23 protein-coding genes are annotated in these 23,000 nt (G+C 45.9%); 19 read left to right on the top strand and 4 right to left on the bottom strand.

The window, feature by feature from the left end:
• The first annotated feature begins 21 nt into the window (after positions 1–21).
• Both HMPREF1222_RS12900 and HMPREF1222_RS02615 read left to right on the top strand, forming a co-directional pair.
• Positions 22–144 carry a transposase gene (locus HMPREF1222_RS12900; protein WP_016518094.1) on the top strand — a complete coding sequence of 41 codons (123 nt, stop codon included), beginning with the start codon at positions 22–24 and terminating at the stop codon, positions 142–144.
• A 289-nt stretch (positions 145–433) separates the two neighbouring features.
• Positions 434–904 (top strand): DDE-type integrase/transposase/recombinase, encoded by a 471-nt coding sequence (locus HMPREF1222_RS02615; protein WP_016518093.1) that lies wholly within the window; start codon positions 434–436, stop codon positions 902–904.
• Positions 905–1,088: 184 nt separating this feature from the next.
• Here HMPREF1222_RS02615 and HMPREF1222_RS02610 read toward each other — a convergent pair whose 3' ends face one another.
• From HMPREF1222_RS02610 to HMPREF1222_RS02600, 3 genes are read right to left on the bottom strand one after another with little or no spacing between them, the layout of a single operon-like run.
• Complete coding sequence (locus HMPREF1222_RS02610; protein ID WP_016518092.1) at positions 1,089–2,255, bottom strand: ABC transporter permease; 1,167 nt, start codon at positions 2,253–2,255, stop codon at positions 1,089–1,091.
• Positions 2,242–3,297, bottom strand: a complete 1,056-nt coding sequence (locus HMPREF1222_RS02605; protein ID WP_016518091.1) for an ABC transporter permease — start codon at positions 3,295–3,297, stop codon at positions 2,242–2,244. Before HMPREF1222_RS02605 ends, HMPREF1222_RS02610 begins: the two co-directional genes overlap by 14 nt.
• Positions 3,297–4,247 carry an ABC transporter ATP-binding protein gene (locus HMPREF1222_RS02600; protein WP_016518090.1) on the bottom strand — a complete coding sequence of 317 codons (951 nt, stop codon included), beginning with the start codon at positions 4,245–4,247 and terminating at the stop codon, positions 3,297–3,299. Before HMPREF1222_RS02600 ends, HMPREF1222_RS02605 begins: the two co-directional genes overlap by 1 nt.
• A 433-nt stretch (positions 4,248–4,680) precedes the next feature.
• On the opposite strand from HMPREF1222_RS02600, the gene HMPREF1222_RS02595 reads away from it, so the two are divergent.
• From HMPREF1222_RS02595 to HMPREF1222_RS02565, 7 genes are all read left to right on the top strand, one after another.
• A complete protein-coding gene (locus HMPREF1222_RS02595) occupies positions 4,681–5,256 on the top strand; it encodes a TetR/AcrR family transcriptional regulator (protein WP_016518089.1) in 576 nt (191 codons plus the stop codon).
• A gap of 95 nt (positions 5,257–5,351) precedes the next feature.
• Entirely contained in the window at positions 5,352–5,657 is a 306-nt protein-coding gene (locus HMPREF1222_RS02590) for a CDP-alcohol phosphatidyltransferase family protein (RefSeq protein WP_016518088.1), read from the top strand.
• Positions 5,658–5,686: 29 nt separating this feature from the next.
• Positions 5,687–6,979, top strand: coding sequence for a dicarboxylate/amino acid:cation symporter (locus HMPREF1222_RS02585; protein ID WP_038076442.1), 1,293 nt, complete (start codon positions 5,687–5,689; stop codon positions 6,977–6,979).
• A gap of 191 nt (positions 6,980–7,170) precedes the next feature.
• A complete protein-coding gene (locus HMPREF1222_RS02580; protein ID WP_006188113.1) occupies positions 7,171–7,428 on the top strand; it encodes a hypothetical protein in 258 nt (85 codons plus the stop codon).
• Positions 7,429–7,451: 23 nt separating this feature from the next.
• Entirely contained in the window at positions 7,452–8,423 is a 972-nt protein-coding gene (locus HMPREF1222_RS02575; RefSeq protein WP_016518086.1) for a TRAP transporter TatT component family protein, read from the top strand.
• Between the two features lie 49 nt (positions 8,424–8,472).
• Positions 8,473–9,504 carry a TRAP transporter substrate-binding protein DctP gene (dctP, locus tag HMPREF1222_RS02570; protein ID WP_016518085.1) on the top strand — a complete coding sequence of 344 codons (1,032 nt, stop codon included), beginning with the start codon at positions 8,473–8,475 and terminating at the stop codon, positions 9,502–9,504.
• Between the two features lie 15 nt (positions 9,505–9,519).
• On the top strand, positions 9,520–11,346 hold the full coding sequence (locus tag HMPREF1222_RS02565; protein ID WP_016518084.1) for a TRAP transporter large permease subunit: 1,827 nt from the start codon (positions 9,520–9,522) through the stop codon (positions 11,344–11,346).
• Here the strand turns inward: HMPREF1222_RS02565 and pcnB are convergent.
• Positions 11,327–12,514 carry a polynucleotide adenylyltransferase PcnB gene (gene pcnB / locus HMPREF1222_RS02560; protein WP_016518083.1) on the bottom strand — a complete coding sequence of 396 codons (1,188 nt, stop codon included), beginning with the start codon at positions 12,512–12,514 and terminating at the stop codon, positions 11,327–11,329. The genes HMPREF1222_RS02565 and pcnB overlap by 20 nt on opposite strands.
• 509 nt (positions 12,515–13,023) lie before the next feature.
• Here pcnB and HMPREF1222_RS02555 point away from each other — a divergent pair.
• The 10 genes from HMPREF1222_RS02555 to grdA all read left to right on the top strand — a co-directional run bounded on the left by HMPREF1222_RS02555 (position 13,024) and on the right by grdA (position 22,957).
• Positions 13,024–15,081 (top strand): alpha-amylase family glycosyl hydrolase, encoded by a 2,058-nt coding sequence (locus tag HMPREF1222_RS02555; RefSeq protein WP_016518082.1) that lies wholly within the window; start codon positions 13,024–13,026, stop codon positions 15,079–15,081.
• Positions 15,082–15,111: 30 nt separating this feature from the next.
• Positions 15,112–16,341: a sugar ABC transporter substrate-binding protein gene (locus HMPREF1222_RS02550; protein ID WP_016518081.1), complete on the top strand. Its 1,230-nt coding sequence runs from the start codon at positions 15,112–15,114 to the stop codon at positions 16,339–16,341.
• A gap of 124 nt (positions 16,342–16,465) precedes the next feature.
• Positions 16,466–18,373, top strand: a complete 1,908-nt coding sequence (locus tag HMPREF1222_RS02545) for a glycoside hydrolase family 13 protein (protein ID WP_016518080.1) — start codon at positions 16,466–16,468, stop codon at positions 18,371–18,373.
• Complete coding sequence (locus HMPREF1222_RS12700) at positions 18,351–18,545, top strand: hypothetical protein (protein ID WP_155997543.1); 195 nt, start codon at positions 18,351–18,353, stop codon at positions 18,543–18,545. Before HMPREF1222_RS02545 ends, HMPREF1222_RS12700 begins: the two co-directional genes overlap by 23 nt.
• Positions 18,546–18,599: 54 nt before the next feature.
• Positions 18,600–19,982 (top strand): carbohydrate ABC transporter permease, encoded by a 1,383-nt coding sequence (locus tag HMPREF1222_RS02540; RefSeq protein WP_016518079.1) that lies wholly within the window; start codon positions 18,600–18,602, stop codon positions 19,980–19,982.
• On the top strand, positions 19,982–20,284 hold the full coding sequence (locus HMPREF1222_RS13085) for an ABC transporter permease family protein (protein ID WP_016518078.1): 303 nt from the start codon (positions 19,982–19,984) through the stop codon (positions 20,282–20,284). The genes HMPREF1222_RS02540 and HMPREF1222_RS13085 overlap by 1 nt, the downstream gene beginning before the upstream one ends.
• On the top strand, positions 20,215–20,868 hold the full coding sequence (locus HMPREF1222_RS02535) for a sugar ABC transporter permease (RefSeq protein ID WP_244870101.1): 654 nt from the start codon (positions 20,215–20,217) through the stop codon (positions 20,866–20,868). Before HMPREF1222_RS13085 ends, HMPREF1222_RS02535 begins: the two co-directional genes overlap by 70 nt.
• 121 nt (positions 20,869–20,989) lie before the next feature.
• Complete coding sequence (trxB, locus tag HMPREF1222_RS02530) at positions 20,990–21,943, top strand: thioredoxin-disulfide reductase (protein ID WP_016518076.1); 954 nt, start codon at positions 20,990–20,992, stop codon at positions 21,941–21,943.
• A 59-nt stretch (positions 21,944–22,002) separates the two neighbouring features.
• The gene (gene trxA / locus HMPREF1222_RS02525) at positions 22,003–22,320 is read left to right on the top strand and encodes a thioredoxin TrxA (protein ID WP_016518075.1); all 318 of its coding nucleotides are present in this window, start codon (positions 22,003–22,005) and stop codon (positions 22,318–22,320) included.
• A gap of 163 nt (positions 22,321–22,483) precedes the next feature.
• Positions 22,484–22,957 carry a glycine/sarcosine/betaine reductase complex selenoprotein A gene (gene grdA, locus HMPREF1222_RS02515; RefSeq protein WP_081636870.1) on the top strand — a complete coding sequence of 158 codons (474 nt, stop codon included), beginning with the start codon at positions 22,484–22,486 and terminating at the stop codon, positions 22,955–22,957.
• The last annotated feature ends 43 nt before the right edge of the window (positions 22,958–23,000 follow it).

Below are 23,000 nucleotides of genomic sequence, written 5' to 3'. Positions count from 1 at the left end.
AAAGAAGGAGAAAAAAACGAGATGGATAAAACCCGACAAACATTCAGCAAGGAGTTCAAGGTAAAGATAGCTCTTGAAGCATTAGGGGAAGAATCGACAATACAGCAGTTGTCGGTAAAATACAGTGTTCATCCCAAGGTATAACTTCGGCAGCCGCAATAAGGCTACCTCGTTAACCGGCGAGTTTGCCTTGCGGCAAACATCGCTTATTAACGTATGCGCTATCGCGCATCAATGTAGCAACTTCCAAAGTTTATACTTTGTTCAGTTGCTGCATTTTAATGAAAGATTTTGAACTGCTAAAGCAGATAAAAGCAATACAGCTGGAACATCCTGAAAAAGGGTATCGCAAGAGATATGGCGAGAAATCAAAAGGCAAGGAGAAGAGGCAACAGAGAAACAAATCAGACGTGTGATGAACCGATTTGGACTTATGGCATTATTTCCAGGTAAAAACCTGTCAAAAAGCTGTAAACGGCATAAGAAATATCCATATCTACTGAAAAATAAGAGTATCCGCTACCCTAATCAGGTATGGTCGACAGACATTACGTATATCAAACTGCCGAGTGGGAACGTATATCTGATGGCGATAATCGGCTCGTATTCTCGGAAAGTATTGTCATGGCAGGTCTTTAATACGATGGATGCAGGACAGTATGCACGGCTTTTGCGAGATACGATTGAACAGTATGGCTGCCCCGCGATCTTCAATACGGATCAGGGAGCACAATTTACTTCTGATGTCTTTACGTCAGTGCTTATTGAGTATGGTATTGAAATCAGTATGGACGGACGGGGAAGAGCGTTGGATAACATCCGCATAGAACGGCTGTGGAGAAGCCTTAAATATGAAGATATTTATTTGAAATACTATGAAACAATGGGAGAATTAAAAGAATGAATTAGATATTATTTTAACTATTATAATTCGGTGCACTTACATCAGGGACTTGATTATGAAGTTCCCGATGATATGTATCAAAGCTTCCGGTCGGAAAAGCCGGATAGAAATATGGTTGCTTAAATACACCTTAAATAAATTATTTTTTTGTATTGACAAAAGGGCGCAGTATAAACAGCCCCCTCTACTTCTGCACAAACTCGATTTTATTTCGCACCCTGTTCAGCTTGCTGAAATAAACGCCAAGCGTAAAGTACAACAGCAGGAACAAAAGCTGCATACCGATATTATTCCAATCGGGGCGCAGCATCCGTTCGGTAAAACTATTTGCACGCACATAATAGTATGTCGGAAAGACTTGAGCGAGCGTAGTAATGCTTTTCGGCAGCAGTCCCTGTTCCAAAAAAATCCCCGAAATAAAGGCAAGCGATAGAGGCAGCACCGTACCGACAATCCCCATTACCGCACCTTTTTTTAACGCGGCGTTCAGCATAAAAACCGCACTTAAAACCACCGCTGCGTAGACGGCAGCGTTCAGCGTATAACTTGCAAGCGGCAAGGTGCGGATAGTCTGCCGGTATATCAGTGCGGCAAAGGCAATTAACACCGCAAGAAGGAGGACGACGACGGTCAGCTGCGCAGCAAAATTTTCAAAGGCAAGCCGCATATTCGACACCGGTGAAACGGCCGTGCGGATTCTCAGCCGCTCGTTATTTAATTCAAACAGCGCCCAGCCGATGGAATTGATAATCAACGAGAATATCGCCCATCCCAGAAAATTGAAAAAATATTTAAGCCCTGCGGCAGTCGATGTGTCTTCCTCTCGGTTCACCTTGATAACCTCGGTTCGTACCGCAAGCGCGTTTCGTACTTTTTCAAAGTCGAAAGCCCCCGTTGCTTCCTTTGTTGAAAGTGCAAAGCGTAAAAAGGTTTGTATCTGTGAATCGATATAGAACGCTGCCGCCCGTCTGCCGTCTTTAATGCTGATGATTCCTTTTTGTCCTAATTCTGTTTTCTGTTCAAACCCTTCGGAGATAATTAGTTCCGCATCGATCAAACCGACGGAAATATCCTTCCTAACTTTTTTCAAAAGCGCTTCATCGCTTAAACCGGAACCGTCCAAAAGCGTAACCGTGTGTTTTGTTTGCAAATAGGCGGTCAGCTGCTTCGAAAGCGGTGAATGATCTTGATCTGCAATGCAAACGGTAAGCCGCGTTTCGGAAAAACCGTGCGCATTCCTGCTTTCCGGCTGCAGCCTTACAAAACACAGAGACAAAAAGATAGCAAGAAAGATGACGGTGCCGATTTTCCGCTGCCATATCATCTGCAAAAAATGCTTATAGACTGTCATACTGTACCTCCCGCGCATTAAAGAATGCAATGCTTAAAAACAGCGCGATAAATCCTGAGTACACAATAAAAAATAACGGCGCTAAATCGTATTCGTGCAGGATATTGATGTTGTATAACGTATCTGTAAAAAGCGCGATGGGGTTTATCTTGCTAAGAAGTGGGAACGAAGCATCCAACGCGGTTTTAACACTGACGCTCATCATGCCCGATAAAAAAGAAAGAAAAAGCGAACTGAACACACCTATCATCACTTTTGTGTTTACCGTCAGTTTTGGAATTGAACCGATGCACAGACCGAAAGCGGTTCCGAATAGGTTTGCATACATCAACAGCGGAACCGTTACCGCAAAATCCGTGATGAGGTTAATCTTTAACACAAGCATAACATAGCCGATGTATAAAAGATTCGATGCAAGGTTAAAGCAGACAAAGAAAAGAACGCCGGCAAGATATATCCTGAACCGCTTGATAGGCGCTGCGGACATTCTTACCGCTAATTTTGAAATATTTGCCTGCATGCGTTCGGGGATGGATATTGCACCGAACATACTGTAAATGGAGACCATCGCCAAAAGCGAGTAGAATAAAATCATCATCGAATTGTTTTGTTCATCCTTACTGTCGATGAACCGTTTCCGGTAAACGGAAGGCGTTATCGGGATACCGAGCGCATCGGTTTGCTTTATCTGCTCTACTATATTTTTAACGATTGTCTGTGCGGTACCGTCTTTGTATATTCTGATCGATAAATCGTCTGCGATAAACACTTGAATACTGCCTTCGCGCAAAGCGGCATCGGCAGCATCCTGTTCCATCGAGATAACATGCACTATCGGAATAAAATTAAGGATGACTCGATGGGGATTTGTTTTGGTAACGCCGGTGTTTATAGCGGTACTTAATCCCCGTGTACTGATGGCGGAGAAGATCACAAAAAATAGCGACGATAACAGGATCGGATATGCTACTGTCCAAAACATTCCTTGCACCGTCGAGATCATCGAAATTGCCGTGTACTTTAATTCGCGTAAAAAATTCATCAGTCCCGCAGCTCCTTTCCCGTAAGCTCTAAGAAAATGTCGCTGAGGCTGGGACGTTCGGAATACAACTTGCGATATGCGAGCTGCCGTTTATTGATAAAGAGGATCAGTTCGTTTAAGTTGTTGATGGAGTTTTCAAAGGTGATTAGCCATTCCGAACCGTTTTGTACAACGCCGGTTACGTGCGGAATGGTTTTCAATGCTTCCATGATGCTGTCAGCGGTATCGTGCAGACCGACAAACTCAACGACAACTTTTTCGCTGGTGCGGATAAGGTCTTTCAACTCGTCAAAGGTACCGTTTGCAATATCTCGCCCGTTATCCATAATCACCATCCGATCGCAGAGCTGTTCCGCTTCTTCAAGGTAGTGCGTGGTGTACACAATGGTGCTGCCGTTTTGCGCCAGCTTTCTGATACCGGAAAGAATAAAGTTTCTGCTCTGCGCATCGACGGCAACGGTCGGTTCGTCCAAAAAAATGAGTTCCGGCTTATGCGCAATGCCGCAGGCAATATTGAGCCTCCGTAATAATCCGCCGGATAGCTTTTTCGCTTTATACGATTCGTAGTTGTTAAGACCGACAAAGTCGATTGCTTCCTTTACCAGTTTTTTTCGTTCGGCTCTGTTATCGATGTACAGTCCGCAAAAATAGTCGATGTTTTGTTTAACGGTAAAATCGTAATAGACGGATACTTCCTGCGGTACAAGGCCGATTTTCCGTTTTATTGCAAAAGCGTCGGGACGCATCGACTCATCAAAAATCCTGATCTCACCTTTATCGTACTTTAACAGCGAAAGGATGCAGTTGATTGCTGTTGTCTTACCGCAGCCGTTCGGCCCCAACAGCCCAAGCACTTCTCCTTTTGCAACATCCAAATTAAAATGATCCAATGCGATTTTTTCTTTATACCGCTTAACCAGATTTTTTACCGACAATACCGGTGTACTCATACATTCTCCTCGCCGATTCGGCTGTCCCATCAACCATTTTCCTTTCCATCAATTCAGATATGCGTATTGTACACTTTTGTCCAATCTAAAAAAAGGTGTGCAATATCATATTGGCGTATGACATTTGTTATTGGTAATGATTAGCAATCCCGACGCAGAGCGCAGACGAGGAACAAAGCTGAATTTTTATCAATCGGAAATGATACATTTTACGCAATCATCCGTTTCAAAAATAGAAAAACGCAAGGATATCAAAATTTCAACTTTGATAGCTTATCTTGACAGTCTTGGAATGGGAATATCGACAGGGTATCTCTAAAAACTCAGGTATAGATTTTTAGAAGATGCCCTACGTTATTATTGACACATTCGTCAATAATGACTATACTATGAATGAATATTATAAAATATTCATTCAGGATGGTATCGCGATATGGATGATAAAAAAGAAAAGCTGCAATCCGCTGCCCATTTTTTATTTTTAAAAAACGGTTATAAAAATACCAATATTGCACAGATTGCAAAAAAGGCAGGGGTAGCAGTAGGATCGTTCTACAATTATTATCCTTCAAAACAAGCAATTTTTTTAGAAGTGTATATTGCTGAAAATGAAGCGGTAAGGAACCGGTTTGTACAAGAAATTAATTGGGAAGGGGATATAGAACAGCTTATTGGGCAGTTTTTTGCATATACGGTTAAAAATATTATGAACAATAATATTTTAATTGAGTGGAATAACGGTTCCGTTTCAAAAATGTTGCACGATTATTATTATTCACAAACCGGAAGAGAGAATAATTCATTTTATCGGTTTTTACAAGAAACGGTTTCTAAACGATTGCAAAAAGAAAAAATCGCGCCTGATCTCATCGGTAAAGTATTAAAAGTATTTGACTTTATCTATTATATTGATTGTCATGTTACCGGGCATGAGTTTGAAGGATATAACGAAACGCTCCAGACATTCGTACAGTACTTTATAAAAGGTATAACTTCGGCAACCAAATAAGGTTGCCTCGTTAACCGGAGAGAAGCTTCATTTTTGGCGCGTAGAAATGAATGAATATTAAATAATATTCATTCAATAAAATAAGGACATAAAATATGTATACTGCCGGAAAAAAATATGCAGCGTTTGTGCTGATTAATTGTTTAACATTATCCAGAATACCGTTATCCGTCTTTGCTTATATGGAAATAACAACGGGAACTATCCGCGGTATTTATTATCTCTGCTTATCCTTGGGTATTGCCGTAAGTGATTTTTTGGACGGAAAATGTGCCCGTGCATTTCATGTTCAAAGCGGCATTGGTGCAATAGCAGATGTCATCTGTGACTTTTTCTATATTATGACTTCAACCTACGCACTGTACCGCTTAGGCTGTTTACCTCACATCTTCCGTTTTTAGAGCTATCCCGTTGTAATTAAAGGAGGCTCATGATGAGAAAAAATGTATTAAGGTTGTATCTGGATTCCAATCTTTTAAAGCGAATTCTTGCTGCTCTTATACTCGGTGCAATTACCGGTATTATTCTCGGCTTCTTTCCCCATGCGGTGCAGCCTTACGTTACCTATACGAAGTTTTTCGGTGATATATTTATCCGGCTGCTGAAAATGATTGTCGTACCGGTTGTCCTGTTTTCGATTATCTGCGGTTCGGCCAGTATCGAACCGGCAAAATTGGGACGGATCGGTATTAAAATCATTATCTACTATTTATTAACCAGTGCGCTTGCCGTATTCGTCGGGCTTGTGTTTGCTAATCTGCTGCGTCCTGGCTTCGGTTTTTCGGTCATCGGTTCGGCAGCTGCAAAGGCGAAGATTAGCGAAGCGCCTGCAATGAATCAAATTCTCTTAAAAATGATCCCAACCAATCCGATGGAGGCGTTGGCTCAAGGAGATATGCTGCCCATCATATTATTTGCAATGCTATTCGGTTTTGCTGTTTCTTTTGTCCGTGGTTCCAAAGACGAGTTACTTCGTAAAAGCGGTGATACGGTGTTTTACGGTTGTAACGGGGCGGCTGAGGCAATGTATAAAATCGTCGGCGGAATTATGCAATATGCACCGATTGGTGTATTCGTTTTAATTTCGATCGTATTTGCCCAGCAAGGCCCGCAGGCGATAGGACCTCTTTTAATGGTTACTCTCTGTGCCTATCTCGGCTTTGTAGTACAGACGATTGTGGTGTACGGCGCTATTCTTACCGCATCGAAGGTTTCTCCGATAACCTTTTTTAAAAAGATTCACGAGATTATGATTACCGCTTTTGTAACCCGTTCGTCATCGGGAACGTTGCCGGTTACCATGCGCGTGGCGGAAGAAAATTTGGGGATTCCGCGCAGTATTTCTTCATTTACACTGCCGCTCGGCGCAACAATAAATATGAATGGAACCGCCATCTACCTCGGTGTTTGCGCGATGTTTATCGGCTATGCAATCGGCTCTCCGCTGAGTATTTCACAGCAGGTTACCGTTGTGCTTACGGCAACATTGGCAGCGGTCGGTACTGCGGGTGTTCCGGGGTCGGGAGCTATTATGCTGCTGATGGTGCTCGACTCTTGCGGTTTAAAACTCACTGAAGGTTCTGCCGTAGCGGCAGCCTATGCGATGATTCTCGGAATCGATGCACTGCTTGATATGGGAAGAACCTGCATCAACGTAACAGGTGATGTTGTCGGAACGCTTATTGTTTCACGGCGGGAAGAACGATACCAGACATCAAATTGATTGAATGCCTAATGCTCCGCATGAATCAACACCTCTGATGCTTTGCATCGAGGTACTATGCTCAATGTTTCACACTCTAAGGGCATCCCTAAAAATTCAATCGAGTTTTTAGGGATGCCCTTCTATATGTTTGATGTCATTTGCCGCGTGGTATATTGCATTCAACGGTGAAAAATTCTATAATCGTTCTTATGTCCGAGAGTATCGACTGGGAAGAGAAGAAATATCAAGAGGTCTTCGATGAAGAAACCCGCCTCCTCATCAGGCGGAGAGCTGCCGATACAAGCTGCACTATCGATGATATACAGGGTATACTGGATTCGTTGTATATTTTGGATGGTAATAATGCCACAGGACGGAGCTGTGTGCAACAAATTGCACTTTCTGCAACTATCGCTGCTTATGAAGCTTTTATCCATCAATGGCAAAAAGAATTAACCCTTAAATAAAGGCAGAGAAGGAGAGACTTCTGATGAATGTAAACCTGAAAAAAATGTATGGTTGCGTAATGCTCATATTCCTGCTTTTGAGCGGTTGCTCCATTAAACAGATGGCTTTCAACGGTATTGCAGACACTCTTGCCCCTTTCCCAGCGTCGAAACCCGATGCTTCGGGAGGAATTGATGCCGCCGCAGCCCTCACCGGCGAAGATGACATAACGTTGGTTGCGGAAGTATTTCCAACCGTGTTAAAGACATACGAGATACTGCACCGCAGTAACCCGAAACACCGCGGGCTGGCCGTTATGTCCGGCTCCCTCTATATTATGTACGCCAATGCCTTTGTTCAAACTCCCGCCGACTATATTCCCGAAACTCAGTTCCAAAGAAAAAATCTTGAATATTTACGGGCAAAAAAATTTTATCTGCGCGGAGCAGGGTATGTGATGGAATCCCTTAACGGCGCTTATAAAGGTTTTGCCGAAGCAATGGCTCAATATACGGAAGATACCGGCGCCGCTTTCCTTGCACGCTGCAAAGCTGTCGATGTTGAATCGCTTTATTGGGCCGCTTGCGGTATCCTCGGTGCATTCTCCCTTGATCCGATGGATACCGATACGTTTTCTGCAGTTCCGGGCGCAGTTGCAATGCTCGAACGGGCTGCAGAGCTTCGTCCTGCGTTTAACGATGGGGCTATCTGGGAAACGCTTGCAGCCTTTTATGCCGCGGCGCCTGAATCTCTCGGCGGCGGTGCGGATAAGGCAGCAGAGGCATATCGGAAAGCTCTGGAATTGAGCGGCGGGCAGCGTCCGTCGGTGTATATCCTCTATGCGCAGTCGTTTTGTGTTCCGATGCAGGATAGCGCCGGTTTTGACGAGGCTTTGGAAAACGCCTTGGCCATTGACCCTAATACCCAGCCGGACAATAAACTCATGATTACCCTCAGTCAAGAAAAAGCCCGTTGGCTGCAAAAAATGAAAGGCGATTATTTCTTAGATAATTAGTTTGCCGTTATAGCCGTTATTATCAGTTGAGTAAGGAGAAAAGGATACTATGAGAAAATTTTTGACATTGGTTGCGGCGTTGTGCATTGCTTCAACCTCTCTTGCCGGCGCTGAAGAAATCGTATTAAAGATAGCAACCGTAGCGCCTGCCCGTTCCCCATGGGATATTGAGCTTAAAAAAGTTGCCGAGGAATGGAATCGCATTACCGACGGACTGGTAACGGTAAAAACCTATAATATGACTACGCTCGGCGGTGAAAAGGCCGGTATTCAAAAACTTAAAGCTGCACGCCCCGGTCAACAGGCTCCTTTAGACGGGGCAATTTTTACGATGATCGGTTTACATGAATTGGTACCCGATGCTTATATCTACACACTTGCACTTCCCTTTTTGCTTCAAAATCAGCAAGAACTTGATAAAGCCCTCAGTGTATACGGTAATAAAATTGAATCGAAAATTAATGCGGCCGGCTATGAATTAATTGCATGGACAAATGTCGGCTGGCTTTCCTTCTACACTAAAGAACCCTATAAAACGCTCGGAGAATTAAAGAAAATAAAATTGGCGGTTGCCGGTTTGGACAGTCCTATTTTAAGCGATAGTTTTAAATTGAGCGGCTTTAACGTGGTAGATGTTTCAAGTCAAAAATTCTCTCAAATGCTAAAGAGCAAAAACGGTATCAGCGGTTTTTTCGGTGTGCATCTTTTAGCGTATGTAGGAGGGTACTACAAGGATATCAGCTATGCGCTTGATACGAAATTGTGTCCCATTATGGCTTGTTTCGTTATTTCAAAAGCTTCATGGGATAAGATCCCTAAAAAATACCATGCTGCTATGAAGGAATCGATGAACCAAGCCCGTAAGCGACTTAACGATGCCCTTGACGATTCGGATGCCGACTGCGTGCGTAAAATGGAAGCAGGCGGTGTTACGATGATCCGTCCTTCTAAAGAAGAACTGAAAAAATGGGAAGAAGAATTTAGCGTGAATATTAATGACATTCATCGGGCTTTCCCGAATGCATTTGATATGGAGATGTATCAAAATATTCAAAAGCTCGTTGCTCCGATGCGCAAATAACTGTACGATATAAATATGAGAAAGACTGTCAATCTATTTGTGCTTCTTCTGGTCGGTATATTGATTATACTGCCGATTGTATTTTTCTTTATCAGTGAAATCGGCGGTGCTCCCATTTTGGATGGAGAGCGGTTGATTATCCATGCCGTTTTTATTTTTGCATGTTTTGCCGGGATGATTACCAGTGCCGATAACAAGCAGCTGAGTATCGAAGTTTTTAACCTTAAACTCTCGGATAAACTGAAAGTTGCCGTAATGCGTATCAATAACGGTATAACGGCAGCTGTTCTTACCGCAATCTTTTTTGCATGCTTTCCGAATATTTTAGCAGTCATAGATTCTGCCGACCTCTTGTGGGGGGTGCCGGTGCGCTTTATTTTTTGTGCACTGCCTCTCATGTTTTTTGCCCAGCTGTTTTTATGTTTAAAAAAGAAAAATATGCTTGTGTCGTCCATGGTGGGGCTGATTACCGGTCTTTTTATCAGCTGCGGTTCCATCGCAACGATCGTATATACGCTCTTAGGCAGCGATATTCCTCTGCTGACCTCGTGCGTGTTGTTTTGGCAGTCTTTGAGCGCTCCGTTGCTGCTTCCGATTATTCTGGTATTGATCGCAGCCGCGCTTTTTAGCTTGCCGCTTTTTATCGTATTGCTTGGTATTACCTATACGGCATTCAGCCAAGGCGGCGGGTATGTTGATGTGATCCCTTTGGAAATGTATCACATTTTAACCGATACAAGCATCGCAGCTATTCCGCTCTTTACCATTGCGGGCTGCTTGCTTGCAGAAGGGAGCGCCGGACGGCGGCTCATGGAACTGGTTCGCGGCAGCGTCGGCTGGATTAGGGGCGGCGTTATTATTTCCTCCGTTCTTGTGCTCACTTTTTTTACAACTTTTACCGGCGCTTCGGGCGTAACCATTTTAGCACTCGGCCCGCTTATCAGTTTGATTTTAACCGGAAACGGCTATTCAAAAGATGATTCCGAATCGCTGATTACCGCTTCCGGTTCCCTCGGTATTCTTTTCCCTCCCAGTATGGCGATCATTATCTTCGGCGTAACCAATATTATGACGGTTGATATTTTTGATGTATTTAAAGGAGCCGTCCTTCCGGGTATCTTGCTGACGTTTTCGATGATCGTTATCGGCGTAATACGGGATCGTTCAAAAATGAGAATACCGTTTTCATGGGCTGCTCTAAAAACGGCGTTTTTCGGCAGTTTTTTTGAGCTTCTGCTGCCGGTTTTTATTATCGTCCTTTATTTTTCCGGGCTGTTTTCGCTCCTCCAAACGGCAGCTTTTACCGTGCTTTATACCTGTGTATTGGAAGTTATCATCCGCAGAGATTTTTCATGGAAACAAGCTGCCGCGTTCATATTGAAAAGTATCCCGGTTGCAGGCGGTGTTCTTATTATCATCGGTGCAGCGAAAGGATTGGCCTATTATTTAATCGATGCGAATGTGCCGGCGATTTTGACAGACATTGTACAAACCTATATACATTCAAAATATGTATTTTTGCTGCTGTTAAATGTACTGCTGATTTTTGTCGGTTGTATTATGGATTTGTATTCGGCAATTTTGGTTGTGTCTCCGCTTGTTATGCCGATTGCCGAATCCTTCGGTATTCATCCCATACATACCGGCGTTATTTTCTTGATGAATCTTGCACTCGGTTTTTTAACACCGCCGATCGGAATGGACTTATTCATCGCGAGTTATACGTTCAATAAGCCTGTTATCAAGATAGTAAAGAATATTCTCCCCTTTCTCGGCATTCAAAGTATTATTTTGCTGCTGGTTACCTATATTCCGTGGCTGACTACTGTTTTTCTTCAGTAGGCGAAGCGGCGGGTCTGGAATTGCGTGTTCCCGATACGCGTGCCCCCTGCTTTGCGGGAGTGTTTTGGCGTATAGCGCCTCGCGGGCGGCGTTTGGGCGCTTCTTTTGCTTTTGTGGCGCCGGTGAGCCGTATATCCAATCCCCCCTTCCGGAGACAGTATTTTACTGCGTATTCAAGTTCAATCCGCTGGGGATTCATCGGTAAGACAAAATGGCGGCATTCGGCATAAACCGCCTTATAAACTGCCCGCGGCTCTTCCTTCCAATTAGTGATTAGCTGTAAAAAATCGCGGATCAGGTATACCAGCGCCTGCCCTTGCCGTTGGATTTTATGTTCTGCAATTAATCCATCAAGTTCTTCCATACCGGCAAAATAATGTTCGGAAAAATGAGGTGAATCTTCCATAAATGAGAATGCGGAAGGCTGTAAATAGAGAAAAAGCCGATAATGCAAAAGCATTTTAAAAATCTCTGCCGCATGACCGCTCACCAGTATTTTACCGATTTCTTCGGTTAGCCGGGACGGAGATACATATTCAATCAGCGGTGCATCACGGTGAATCCGGCAGCGGAGAAGCAGCGGGATTGCGGCGCCGGTAGCGGTTGCATATTTGACCGCACGGATCATCCGCACAGGGTCTTCTACAAAGATATGGGAAAGGTCGATAATCGGATGCAGCCGTTTTTTGCGTATATCCTCCACACCGCCGACATAATCGACAATGATATTTTTTATCGGATCATAGTAGAGCGCATTTAAGGTAAAATCCCGGCGCCGTACATCCTCATCGATAGTACCGAAGTTATTCCCGACGGAGCCTTCTTCCAGCGAACGAAAAGTTGAAACTTCGTATATTTTGGGACCGTAAAAGACATGTACCAAACGGAACCGCTTTCCGATAAGCCGGGAGTTTTTAAAAATTTTACGGATACGGGCGGGTTCCGCCGATGTTGCAATATCAAAATCCTTAGGTGTTTTCCCGATAAGCAAGTCACGGACAGCGCCGCCGACAATATAAGCTTCATAGCCAGCATTATACAGCCCGCTGATGATTCGGATAGCCTCGCTGTCTACCTTACGGGGATCGATGGAATGCTCTGCTGCCGTATATATAAGCGCTTTTGACAGTTTTTTATTCGTTGTATTTCGAGTATATCTTACTAGCATTACGAAAGGATATTGTGCCGTGAATTTACGATTCTGTCAATCTTGCATTGATAGGTTGTCAGGGTAAACGCGTCAGGCCGTTTTTTCATATCCGCCACGGACGGCGGTGATACTAATCAGCAGCAAGTTTTTCGCTAGAAAAACTTGACACGAATATTGTACAAGGAAGTACAATGTTCGTGTTTCCCGCAGAACCATTGGGGCTGCGCTTTTTATCTACTCTGCCTGATGCGTTTACCCGCCCACTCAAAAAAATATGCGAAATTTTGTTCAAAATTTCGCATAGGAAGGCGGCAATCGCTTAAAATATTTATAATGCGGAATCCATGTTTGAATTTCTATTTGACATTATAGCCATCTCGTTTTATTCTAGTAATGATTACTGGCATGTAAACGGTTTTAAAAGTAACCGATCGCAGTCTTAGATTAAGCCGCACGAATGAAAAAATATTTATATATTGGTGATTTAAGAGATAATATGCTATTATGAAGTATCGATGTGGAGACTTATGGAAACACTTGTCAAAACTCTTGAACAGACAATTCCGCCTCGCGATATGCAGCTCGGCGCTGTGTATGATGCCGCCGCTCAAAGCTGCCGTTTTTCTTTATGGGCGCCGAATTCCCGCGATGTGTCGGTAAACCTCTATCAAAACGCCGGTGATTCAGAACCTGCTTTTACGGTTCCGCTTCGGTATGACGATGTAACCGGTCTGTGGTGCGGCATCTTTGCGGAACGGGATCCGGAACTGTTCTTTTACGATTACACGCTGTCAAACGAAACGGGAACGCATACTGTGCTCGATCCGTACAGCCTCTCGATGGCTGCTTGTACCGACAGCGGCAGTATCGGACGGGGCGCTATTATCAACCTGCAAAAAGAAACGCTCAAACCGGAGCGGGAATATCCGTATATCACCTTGCAAAAACGGGAGGATGCGATTATTTACGAAGTGTCCGTCCGCGATTTTACCGCAAGCCCCGACTCCGGCGTTAGAAATATCCCCGGCACATATAAAGCCTTTATCGAAAAAATCCCCTACTTACGCGAACTGGGCATTACGCATATTCAGCTGATGCCGGTGCTGAACTTTTACTATACGGACGAGACAAATCAGCAGTATGAAGATGCCGGTACCGTGCATAACAACAACTATAACTGGGGCTACGATCCGCACAACTATTTTACGCCCGAAGGCTGGTATGCAAGCGAGCCTGAAAATCCCGAAAGCCGCGTACGCGAATTGCGGGAGCTGATCAATGAGTGCCATCGGGCGGGACTCGGTGTAGTGCTCGACGTGGTGTATAATCATGTTGCGCGTACCGATTTTTTCGATGCGATTGTTCCGGGCTATTACTTTCGGACAAATCCCGACGGCAGCTATACCAACGGCTCGTGCTGCGGGAACGATATTGCTTCGGAGCGGCTGATGGTACGAAAGCTCATTATCGATTCGGCTGTACACTGGGTGAAAAACTATAAGGTTGACGGTCTCCGGTTTGATCTGATGGGACTGCTCGATACCGAGACGGTGCTGGAGGCGTACAACTGCTGCAGGAAGCTTAATCCGTCGGTACTGTTCATCGGGGAAGGCTGGAAGCTGTATAACGGAGCCGAAGGTACCGTCGGTATGGATCAGCGGTACATGACCCAAACCGACAGCGTTGCCGTCTTTAACGACGAATTCCGCGATTTGGTGAAAGCAGGCGGTATGAACGAGGAAGGCAAGGGCTTTTTAACCGGCGGCAATGTCGATCTTAAACAGCTCTTTTGCAACTGTATCGGGTTACCTCAGTGCAATTACACCGCCGACAGCCCGGGTGATAACGTGCAGTACCTTGTTTGCCACGACGGGCTTACTCTGCACGACTGCATCGCCCATAATGCCGGGCTTGATGAACGTATCCCCTCGCAACGGCAGGAGCTGATTGCCCGTATCAAACTCGGCAACGCGCTGGCGCTTACCTGTCAAGGGATCGCATTCTTACACGCCGGACAGGAGCGGGGCCGTACTAAGCCGAATGTGCACGGAGCAGCGGAAGAATGCACCGGCGCTTTTGTCCGCAACAGCTATGACGCTTCGGACAGCGTTAACCGTATTGTATGGACGCTCGATGAGGATTACACCGAGCTGCTCGCATACACGCGCGGGCTTATCGCGTTGCGGAAACGGTTTGACGTGTTTAGAATAGGAAATGCCGGACGCATTGCACAAGCCGCCGCGTTTTTGCCTGCAGAAGACGCAGCGGTTGCTGCATCGGGGGATTGCAGCGGTAACCGATGTGCCGCAAAGAGCGATGACGGAGCATTGTCCGAAACGGAGATGCAGTACGGGCAGGCATTCGGGTACACACTCGACTGGACGGACGGCACGTGGTTTTTGTTGTTTAATGCGGCGGAAACGGAACACTGTTTTACACTCGTCGACACAGTAAAAAACCCCACCGTTTTTGTCGACGGAGCGGCGGCATCGCCGGACGGTATTACACAGCCCTCCGGCATACGATTTGAGCAAAATCGGATCATACTTGATCCGTACACTGCGGCTATTGTTCGCAGTGAGTAGATTTTTTTTATAACAGACTGGAGGTGTTATATGAAAAAAGCAATGATAGGGTTTTCTGCCTGTGTATCATTGGTGCTTCTCCTTGCTCTTACGAGCTGCGGTGGAGGTTCCGAGAGAAAGGACGATAAAGCCGGCGATATGAAGGGTGAAACGGTTACCGTTAAAATATGGGAATCCGAAGGCCCCGAAAAAGATTTTATGTTGTTCGCTGCGGAAGAATACAAGAAAACGCATCCGAACGTATCCTTTGTGTATGAACCGGTTCAGTCGACCGATGCGCGCACAAAGATTGAAATGGACGGCCCTGCAGGTGTCGGCGCAGATATCTTTGTTGCACCGCACGATCATATCGGCGCCCTTGTCGCAGGCGGTCATATTCTCCCCTTTGACGATGCGTCAGTCCTCGACAACTTTATCCCCGCTGCATTGACATCCGCCGCGTATGAGGGAAAAAACTACGGGTATCCGCTTGCAATCGAAACCTACGCATTGTTCTATAATAAAGACCTTTTGCCGGAAGCTCCCAAAACATGGGAAGAGATGGAATCGTTTGCAAAGACGTGGAACGATAAAGCTCAAAATAAATATGCGCTGGTCTGGGGTGTCGGAAACGCATACTTTAACTATATTTTTATGAGCGGCTTCGGCGCACCGCTTTTTGGTCCGAACGGCGATGATCCCAAGCAGCACAACATCAATAGCCCCAATGCTATTACCGGCTTAACCTATTTCCAGAGCCTGCGCAAGAAGATGCTCGATGTTCCATCAGGTGACATTACCGACGATTTCTGCAATTCCTCGTTTACGGAAGGTAAAGCTGCGATGATTATTACCGGCCCGTGGAAGATCTCAGATTTTTCAAAAACAGGCCTTAACTACGGTATTGCACCCATTCCGGTATTTCCCGGTATGACCAAACCTCCGGCATCGTTCTCCGGTCTTCGCATGGCCTTTGTCAGCGCTTACAGTGATCATCCGGCGGAAGCGCAAGACTTTGCAAAATTCCTTACTTCAAAGCCGATATTGAAAAAACGGTATGAAATGACCAAGCAAATTCCGCCCCGCTCCGATATCACCATCAGCGATCCGTTAAGCCAAGGTATTTTAGCGCAGGCGCAATACGCAACACCGATGCCCACCATTCCCGAAATGGGCAAATACTGGTCTGCAATGAATGCAACTTTTACGAATATCTGGGACGGCGGCAATGTTACGGAAAAACTGAATGCCGCTGCCGCTACAATGGAGTCGATACAATAGGACATGGGGCTGTCCAAAAACTGAAAGCCTATCGACTTTTTCTGTAAGGAAATTATTCGTTATATCCGCTAAAGCGAATTGCGAAACAGTTTTTGGACAGTTTCCTTGGATATAGGTGCTTGGTATGCAGTTTTCGGCAATAGAACATCGCAGTACGGATAATTTTTGTTATCCGCTCAATGAAAATGAACTTATGATCAGCCTTAAAACCGGCAGCGACATACGGCGTGTATTTATTGTATACGGAGATCCGTTCGACGGTTCGGTAACACCGGACGGCTGGGCGTGGGAAGGCAAACGGCAGGAAATCACCCGCAAAAAAGATCTTCCGTATCACACATGGTGGCAGGTAACGGTTACGCTTCCTTGTGGACGGTGTAAATACTGCTTTGAACTGCACGGTCAAGATGAAGGCGATGTCCGCTACTGTCTGGAAAACGGGTTTTACACGGCAGATGAGCTTGTTACGCTGCGCCGAATAACCGGTAATTTTCCCGGTTTTGAGTTTCCGTGGCTGGACGGCGCCGAATGCGTCCGCGTACCGGATTGGGTACCCCACACAGTGTGGTATCAAATTTTTCCCGATCGGTTTTGCAGGGATACCGCCTCGCAGAAACCGAATGCTCTGCCGTGGCCTGCTGCCGAGGATGCCGTTACCAACAATGAACACTATGGCGGTACGCTTCGGGGTATTATCGAAAAGCTCGACTATCTTGCCGATTTGAACATTACCGGCTTATATCTTAATCCGGTTAATGCTTCGCCGAGTGTCCATAAGTATGACACATCCGATTATCTGAATATCGATCCCGCATTCGGCAGCGCAGATGATCTGCATACGCTGGTAAAGGAAGCCCATGCACGCGGTATAAAAGTGATGCTGGACGGCGTCTTTAACCACTGCGGCTGGGACTTTGCACTGTGGCAGGATGTCGTTCGCAACGGAAAAGCCTCGCCGTATTTCGATTGGTTTATCGTACAAGAATGGCCGTTTGAAACTGCTGTGGAACCGGAATGTGAAAACGCCGCGAGCCGAAGCCGACCGTCCGGTACAAATGGAAAGAGCGGACGATACAGCGTTTTTGCGTATGTCGATACGATGCCGAAGCTGAATACCAATAATCCTGCCGTCGTCGATTATCTGCTGAACGTATGCGAAACATGGGTGCGCAGTTATGATATTGACGGGCTCCGGCTTGATGTTGCGAATGAGCTTTCGCACACATTTTGCAGGCAGCTTTATCGGCGGATGCGCAGTCTTAAAAAAGACTTTTACCTGCTCGGAGAAATATGGCGCAGTGCCTTGCCGTGGCTGCGCGGCGGCGAGTTGGACTCGGTAATGAATTATCCGCTCGCGCTGTGCTTTTGGAAATTCTTTTACGATAAAACGCTGCCTGCCCTGACTTTGGAGCAGGACATAAACGCTGTTTTTACGGCCTATCCCGAACCGGTTACCGTAGGCCTGTTTAATTTGCTGGACTCCCATGATACGCCGCGCCTTTTTACCCGCAACGGCGGCGATGTGTCCGCCGTATGGCAGCAATACGCCCTGCTGTTGAGCCTGCCCGGTTCGCCGTGTATCTATTACGGCAGCGAGGTTTTGCTTGCAGGCGGACATGATCCCGATTGCCGCCGCTGTATGCCGTGGCAGGCTATCGAAGCAGGTGAATACGCCGAACCGATAAGCATGATGCGGCAGTTGATTGCTTTGCGCCATACGCATCCGGCAATGACCGCTTCCGGTTACTCATATCTGCATGACGTGCCGCTTACCGAAAGCGAACCGAATAGAATTATTCATTTGCAAAAGTATGCCGAAATGGTAGAACCCGCGGAAACTACGGAGACCGTTGAAAGCGCGGAAATGCCGATTACGCGGAGCATAGACCTCATTCTCAATTGCGGTACGGCTCCGGTATCAATCGCACAGATAATAGATGAAAAGGCACGGGTATACCTCTCCCTGCGCTGCAGGGATAAAACGGTACAGCCCGGCGGCTTTATCTTTTTTGAACACCTCATCAACCGATGAACTTCCGTGTACATCGGTTGATGGCGAATTTTGGCAATGCCAAAATATCGCTTCTGTTATAACCACCGCCATCCGTGGCGGTAAAGTTTGCGGTGCAAACTCGATTATTTACGGGTGCGACGTCCTGAACTTCGGAACAAAGCTCCTCGTTGCAGGACATGCGCACGACTAAAAACTTTTTCGGATGTTTAAACATCCTGCAAAAGTTTTTATAGGAGGAGTTTTAATGGCTACAACGACCTTACAAGGCGCCGCCGTTATCGACAAATCAATTATCAAAAAGACGTCAACCGCATCGACATGCTTTATGGGGCTCGGTCAGATCCTCTATTTAAAGCAATACGTGCGCGGCGCCTTTTTCGCTTTGATGGAATTGGCGGTCTTATTTTTGATCTTTTTTGATCAGACGGTTATGCAGTTCAATGGAAAAGGCCCTATCGTGCGGAGTCTGATCGGCCTTATCACACTCGGAGATGAAAAACCGAATGTCCCCATCAAGATGAAGGATCATTCCATCTTCATGATGATCGGCGGCCTTATCACCGTATTGCTGCTCGTCGTGTTTATCGGCGTGTATGTTGCGAACGTGATCACTGCCAAAAAAACGGCGGCCTATATCGTGGAAAAGCAGCGTTATCCGTCCGCGGCGGAAGCCCGCAAGAAGTTTGTCGAATCGGCGTTTCCGTATCTCGGACTGAGTCCTGCGATCCTGTTGATGCTGTTTTTCACTGTTTTGCCGCTCATCTTTTCGGCGCTGGTTGCCTTTACGAATTATTCATCACCCAAGCACATTCCGCCGAACAACCTTGTCGACTGGGTCGGTTTTGAAAACTTTATCACGATGTTTAATTCAAAGATGGCAAACAGCTGGTTCTCCGCCTTCGGGCGCGTCGCTCTGTGGACGGTTATCTGGGCGTTCTTTGCAACCACAACCTGTTATTTTACCGGTATGATATTCGCAGTTATCCTTGTCGACAAGCGCATCAAGCTGCCGAAATTCTTCCGAACCGTGTTTATCCTGCCGTACGCCATTCCGGTTATGCTGAGTTTGTTCATTTGGGCGAACCTTTTAAACGGAACATTCGGCCCCATCAACCGCTCGCTGATGCAGTTCGGTCTTTTGAGTGAACCGATTAAGTGGCTTTCCGACCCGTTTATGGCAAAGATTACGATGCTGTTGGTCAATATTTGGATCGGTTTTCCGTATAGTATGATATTGATTACCAGCAATATGACGGCCATCCCTGCGGATATTTATGAGGCGGCAACCATCGACGGCGCGAATAAGATGCAGCAGTTCTTCCGCATCACACTCCCGCTGGTGCTGTTCCAAACGATGCCTATTCTCATTATGCAGTTTGCCGCCAATATCAACAACTTCGGTGCGGTATTTTTCCTTACTGCCGGCGGTCCGAATCTTGACGACAGTATTCAGACAAAGGCGGGTGCAACCGACCTGTTGATTTCGTGGATTTATAAACTTACGTATGATACGCCGACTTTGTACAACCTTGCCTCGGTACTTTCCATCCTCGTGTTTGTCGTGCTGGTGCCGTTCGCAGTCTATAATTTTACGCATACCAAGGCGTTTAAAGAAGGAGAACTGTAATGAAAAAGCATTCTCTGAGTACCATACTGGTGCTGATTATCCTATATACCGTCCTTATTTCGACGGTGCTCTTTGTCCTCTATCCCGTTGCCTTTACCGTCGGCGCGGCGTTTACCAAGACCAATTCGTTGGCGGCAACAAGCATTTCTCCTATTCCCAAGGAACCGTCGGTGTATCAGTTCAAACGGCTTTTAACACCCGCGGACAAAAAATCGTCGAAGGCACAACCGATGTGCGCGGCACCAACTATGTTAAATGGTACGGCAATACCCTCAAAATTGCGGTGTTCAATGTTCTTTTGACCTTGGCTGTCTGCGTAACCGCCGCCTATATCTTTTCCCGTTTTAGGTTCCCGCTGCGAAAGCCGCTGCTCGCTTCTATGATTGTGCTGCAGATGTTCCCAAGTTTTATCGGAATGGTTGCAACGTATGTGCTGCTATGGAAGATAAACGGCTTAAATACCCATTGGGGGCTCCTTTTGGTATATGCGGCGGGCAGTGTGCCCTTTAACGTATGGCTGATGAAAGGCTATTTTGATACGGTACCGAAAAGCGTTGAAGAAGCCGCCCATGTCGACGGCGCCGGTTCGTTTACCACCTACGTGAAAATCGTACTGCCGATGGTAAAGCCGATGATTATGTTCCTTGCGCTTACCAGCTTTACCGCACCGTGGATGGACTTTATCTTCCCGCGCCTTATTTTGCGCAGCGATGATAAAAAGACCTTGGCGCTCGGCCTTTTCGAGCTGATTAACGGCCGCGCAAACGACAACTTTACGATGTTTGCCGCCGGAGCGCTGCTCGTAGCAGTGCCTTTTACGCTGCTGTTTATGGCAGGGCAGAAATTCCTGCTCAAGTCCCTTGCCGCCGGAGCGGTAAAAGAATAACCGCCGGAACGGTAAAGCTATCGGTAAATCAACATACCCCGACGCTCTGCGTCGAGGGTGTCGATTGCACCTAGCCAAAAGATATTTTTTGTGGTAATTTATTCGAATAACGGGGGAACAAATGATCGAAAAGTATGATTTGATAATTGTTGGCGGCGGTCCTGCGGGAATGGCAGCTGGAATTTATGCAGCACGTTCAAAATTAAAGACCGTTGTCTTGGAACAAAAGCGGAATACAGGCGGTCAATGCTATATTACCGAAGAAATTGAGAATTACCCGGGCTTTCCTGAAGCAACCGGTCCGTCTCTTAGCGAGGCTTTCCATAAGCATGCCGAAAAGTTCGGTGTCGTCTTTGTGAATACGGGTGCGGAAAAACTTGAAAAGAGTAGTGATTCTCTTCATTATATTGTACATGGAACCAACGGAACCGACTATGAAGGGCTTGCGGTTTTGATTGCAACGGGCGCGGGAGCTCGAACACTCGGCTGTAAAGGTGAAAAAGAATTCAGCGGAAAAGGCGTTTCGTATTGCGCTACATGCGACGGCGCTTTCTTTGAAGAATGTGAGATCGCTGTTGTCGGCGGCGGAGATGCTGCCGTTGAAGAAGCAATGTATCTGACAAAGTTTGCCGATAAGGTAACAATTATCCACCGCCGCGATGAGTTGCGGGCTGCCAAATCTATTCAGGAAAAAGCGTTTGCCAATCCTAAGATGGCCTTTAAATGGAATGCCGTAGTAGACGAAGTATGCGGCGACGGGCTCGTTTCGCACCTTAAACTGCGGGATACGAAAACCGGAGAAATTTCAGATTTTAAGACCGAGGGATTGTTCGTATTTATCGGGCATGATCCTCAGACCGAACTGGTAAAAGACCTGGTAAAACTTGATGAAGCGGGTTATATTATTACCAACGGACGGATGGAAACCAATGTGCCCGGTATTTATGCCGCAGGCGATGTGATCCGTAAAGAATCCCGGCAGGTGGTTACTGCAGCAGCAGACGGAGCATTAGCCGGAATTTGGGCTGGTAACTATATTGATGACATAAAAGCACGTCAAAAGCTTTCTAAATAATGATAAGATAGCCGCTTGACAGCATTGTTCGGCGGGACTCATATATAGGAGGACTAAAAATGGTTGAATTAACAAAAGATTCATTTGAACAAGAAGTTCATGGTTCCAAGGGTGTTACCTTGGTGGATTTCTGGTCTCAGTCTTGTGTACCGTGTAAGCAGTTGATGCCTGATGTCCATGCAATGGCAGACCGTTATACGGGAAAGGTAAAATTCTGCTCATTTGATATCGGACTTGGACGCAGAGTAGCAATGAAGGAACAGGTGCTCGGTCTTCCTTCAATTTTAATCTATGTTGACGGAGAAAAAAAAGAACACCTGACCGGCGAAGGTCTGAACGCCAAACAGATTGAAGATACACTTCAAAAATATCTGTAAGAATTTTAGATCTGTTCATTGACGTGGGATGTCCAATATCCTGTTGCATTGCACTAGGGTATTTTGATAGTGAAGTATCGGGGAGTATCCCCTGATATAGGGAGATCTCTAAAGATCCGATCCGGTTTTTAGAGATCTCTATAATTTCCTTGGAGGGTATGCTATGGAATTAAAAGGCAAAAAGGTCATCATCATCGGTGACCGCGACGGCATTCCCGGGGAAGCCATAAAGCTTTGTGCTGAAACGGCGGGCGCTGAAGTTGTTTATGCGGCAACCGAATGCTTCGTCTGAACAAGCGCAGGCGCAATGGACTTGGAAAACCAAAAGCGGGTTAAAAATTTAGCTGAAAAGTACGGTTGCGAGAACACGGTAGTGCTTCTCGGCGGTGCCGAAGCTGAATCCTCAGGTCTTGCCTGTGAAACCGTTACAAACGGTGATCCTACTTTTGCAGGTCCGTTGGCAGGAGTCTCGTTGGGACTTTTGTGTTATCATGTGGTTGAACCGGAAATCAAAAATCAAATAGATCCTAAGGTCTATGAAGAACAGATCAGTATGATGGAAATGGTTCTTGATGTTCCTGCAATTATTGCGGAAGTTAAAGAATACCGTGAAAAGTACTGTAAGTTTTTAAAGTAAAAATGCTATGAATAAAAGCGTATCGGGTACTAATCGGTACGCT

It is taken from the genome of Treponema vincentii F0403, from assembly GCF_000412995.1.
GTDB classification, from domain to species: Bacteria; Spirochaetota; Spirochaetia; order Treponematales; family Treponemataceae; genus Treponema; species Treponema vincentii.
Note: the sequence above shows the minus strand (reverse complement) of the source record. Positions and strands in the feature narration are given on the sequence as shown.

What these genes read in the sequence shown, in the direction of transcription:
- trxB (WP_016518076.1), top strand. Translation starts at nt 20,990, where the DNA reads ATGATCGAAAAGTATGATTTGATAATTGTTGGCGGCGGTCCTGCGGGA.
- HMPREF1222_RS12900 (WP_016518094.1), top strand. Translation starts at nt 22, where the DNA reads ATGGATAAAACCCGACAAACATTCAGCAAGGAGTTCAAGGTAAAGATA.
- trxA (WP_016518075.1), top strand. Translation starts at nt 22,003, where the DNA reads ATGGTTGAATTAACAAAAGATTCATTTGAACAAGAAGTTCATGGTTCC.
- HMPREF1222_RS02615 (WP_016518093.1), top strand. Translation starts at nt 434, where the DNA reads ATGGCATTATTTCCAGGTAAAAACCTGTCAAAAAGCTGTAAACGGCAT.
- HMPREF1222_RS02595 (WP_016518089.1), top strand. Translation starts at nt 4,681, where the DNA reads ATGGATGATAAAAAAGAAAAGCTGCAATCCGCTGCCCATTTTTTATTT.
- HMPREF1222_RS02610 (WP_016518092.1), bottom strand. Translation starts at nt 2,255, where the DNA reads ATGACAGTCTATAAGCATTTTTTGCAGATGATATGGCAGCGGAAAATC.
- pcnB (WP_016518083.1), bottom strand. Translation starts at nt 12,514, where the DNA reads ATGCTAGTAAGATATACTCGAAATACAACGAATAAAAAACTGTCAAAA.
- dctP (WP_016518085.1), top strand. Translation starts at nt 8,473, where the DNA reads ATGAGAAAATTTTTGACATTGGTTGCGGCGTTGTGCATTGCTTCAACC.
- HMPREF1222_RS02585 (WP_038076442.1), top strand. Translation starts at nt 5,687, where the DNA reads ATGATGAGAAAAAATGTATTAAGGTTGTATCTGGATTCCAATCTTTTA.
- HMPREF1222_RS02540 (WP_016518079.1), top strand. Translation starts at nt 18,600, where the DNA reads ATGGCTACAACGACCTTACAAGGCGCCGCCGTTATCGACAAATCAATT.
- HMPREF1222_RS02605 (WP_016518091.1), bottom strand. Translation starts at nt 3,297, where the DNA reads ATGAATTTTTTACGCGAATTAAAGTACACGGCAATTTCGATGATCTCG.
- HMPREF1222_RS02550 (WP_016518081.1), top strand. Translation starts at nt 15,112, where the DNA reads ATGAAAAAAGCAATGATAGGGTTTTCTGCCTGTGTATCATTGGTGCTT.
- HMPREF1222_RS02575 (WP_016518086.1), top strand. Translation starts at nt 7,452, where the DNA reads ATGAATGTAAACCTGAAAAAAATGTATGGTTGCGTAATGCTCATATTC.
- HMPREF1222_RS02590 (WP_016518088.1), top strand. Translation starts at nt 5,352, where the DNA reads ATGTATACTGCCGGAAAAAAATATGCAGCGTTTGTGCTGATTAATTGT.
- HMPREF1222_RS02580 (WP_006188113.1), top strand. Translation starts at nt 7,171, where the DNA reads ATGTCCGAGAGTATCGACTGGGAAGAGAAGAAATATCAAGAGGTCTTC.
- HMPREF1222_RS02565 (WP_016518084.1), top strand. Translation starts at nt 9,520, where the DNA reads ATGAGAAAGACTGTCAATCTATTTGTGCTTCTTCTGGTCGGTATATTG.
- HMPREF1222_RS02600 (WP_016518090.1), bottom strand. Translation starts at nt 4,247, where the DNA reads ATGAGTACACCGGTATTGTCGGTAAAAAATCTGGTTAAGCGGTATAAA.
- HMPREF1222_RS13085 (WP_016518078.1), top strand. Translation starts at nt 19,982, where the DNA reads ATGAAAAAGCATTCTCTGAGTACCATACTGGTGCTGATTATCCTATAT.
- HMPREF1222_RS02545 (WP_016518080.1), top strand. Translation starts at nt 16,466, where the DNA reads ATGCAGTTTTCGGCAATAGAACATCGCAGTACGGATAATTTTTGTTAT.
- HMPREF1222_RS02555 (WP_016518082.1), top strand. Translation starts at nt 13,024, where the DNA reads ATGGAAACACTTGTCAAAACTCTTGAACAGACAATTCCGCCTCGCGAT.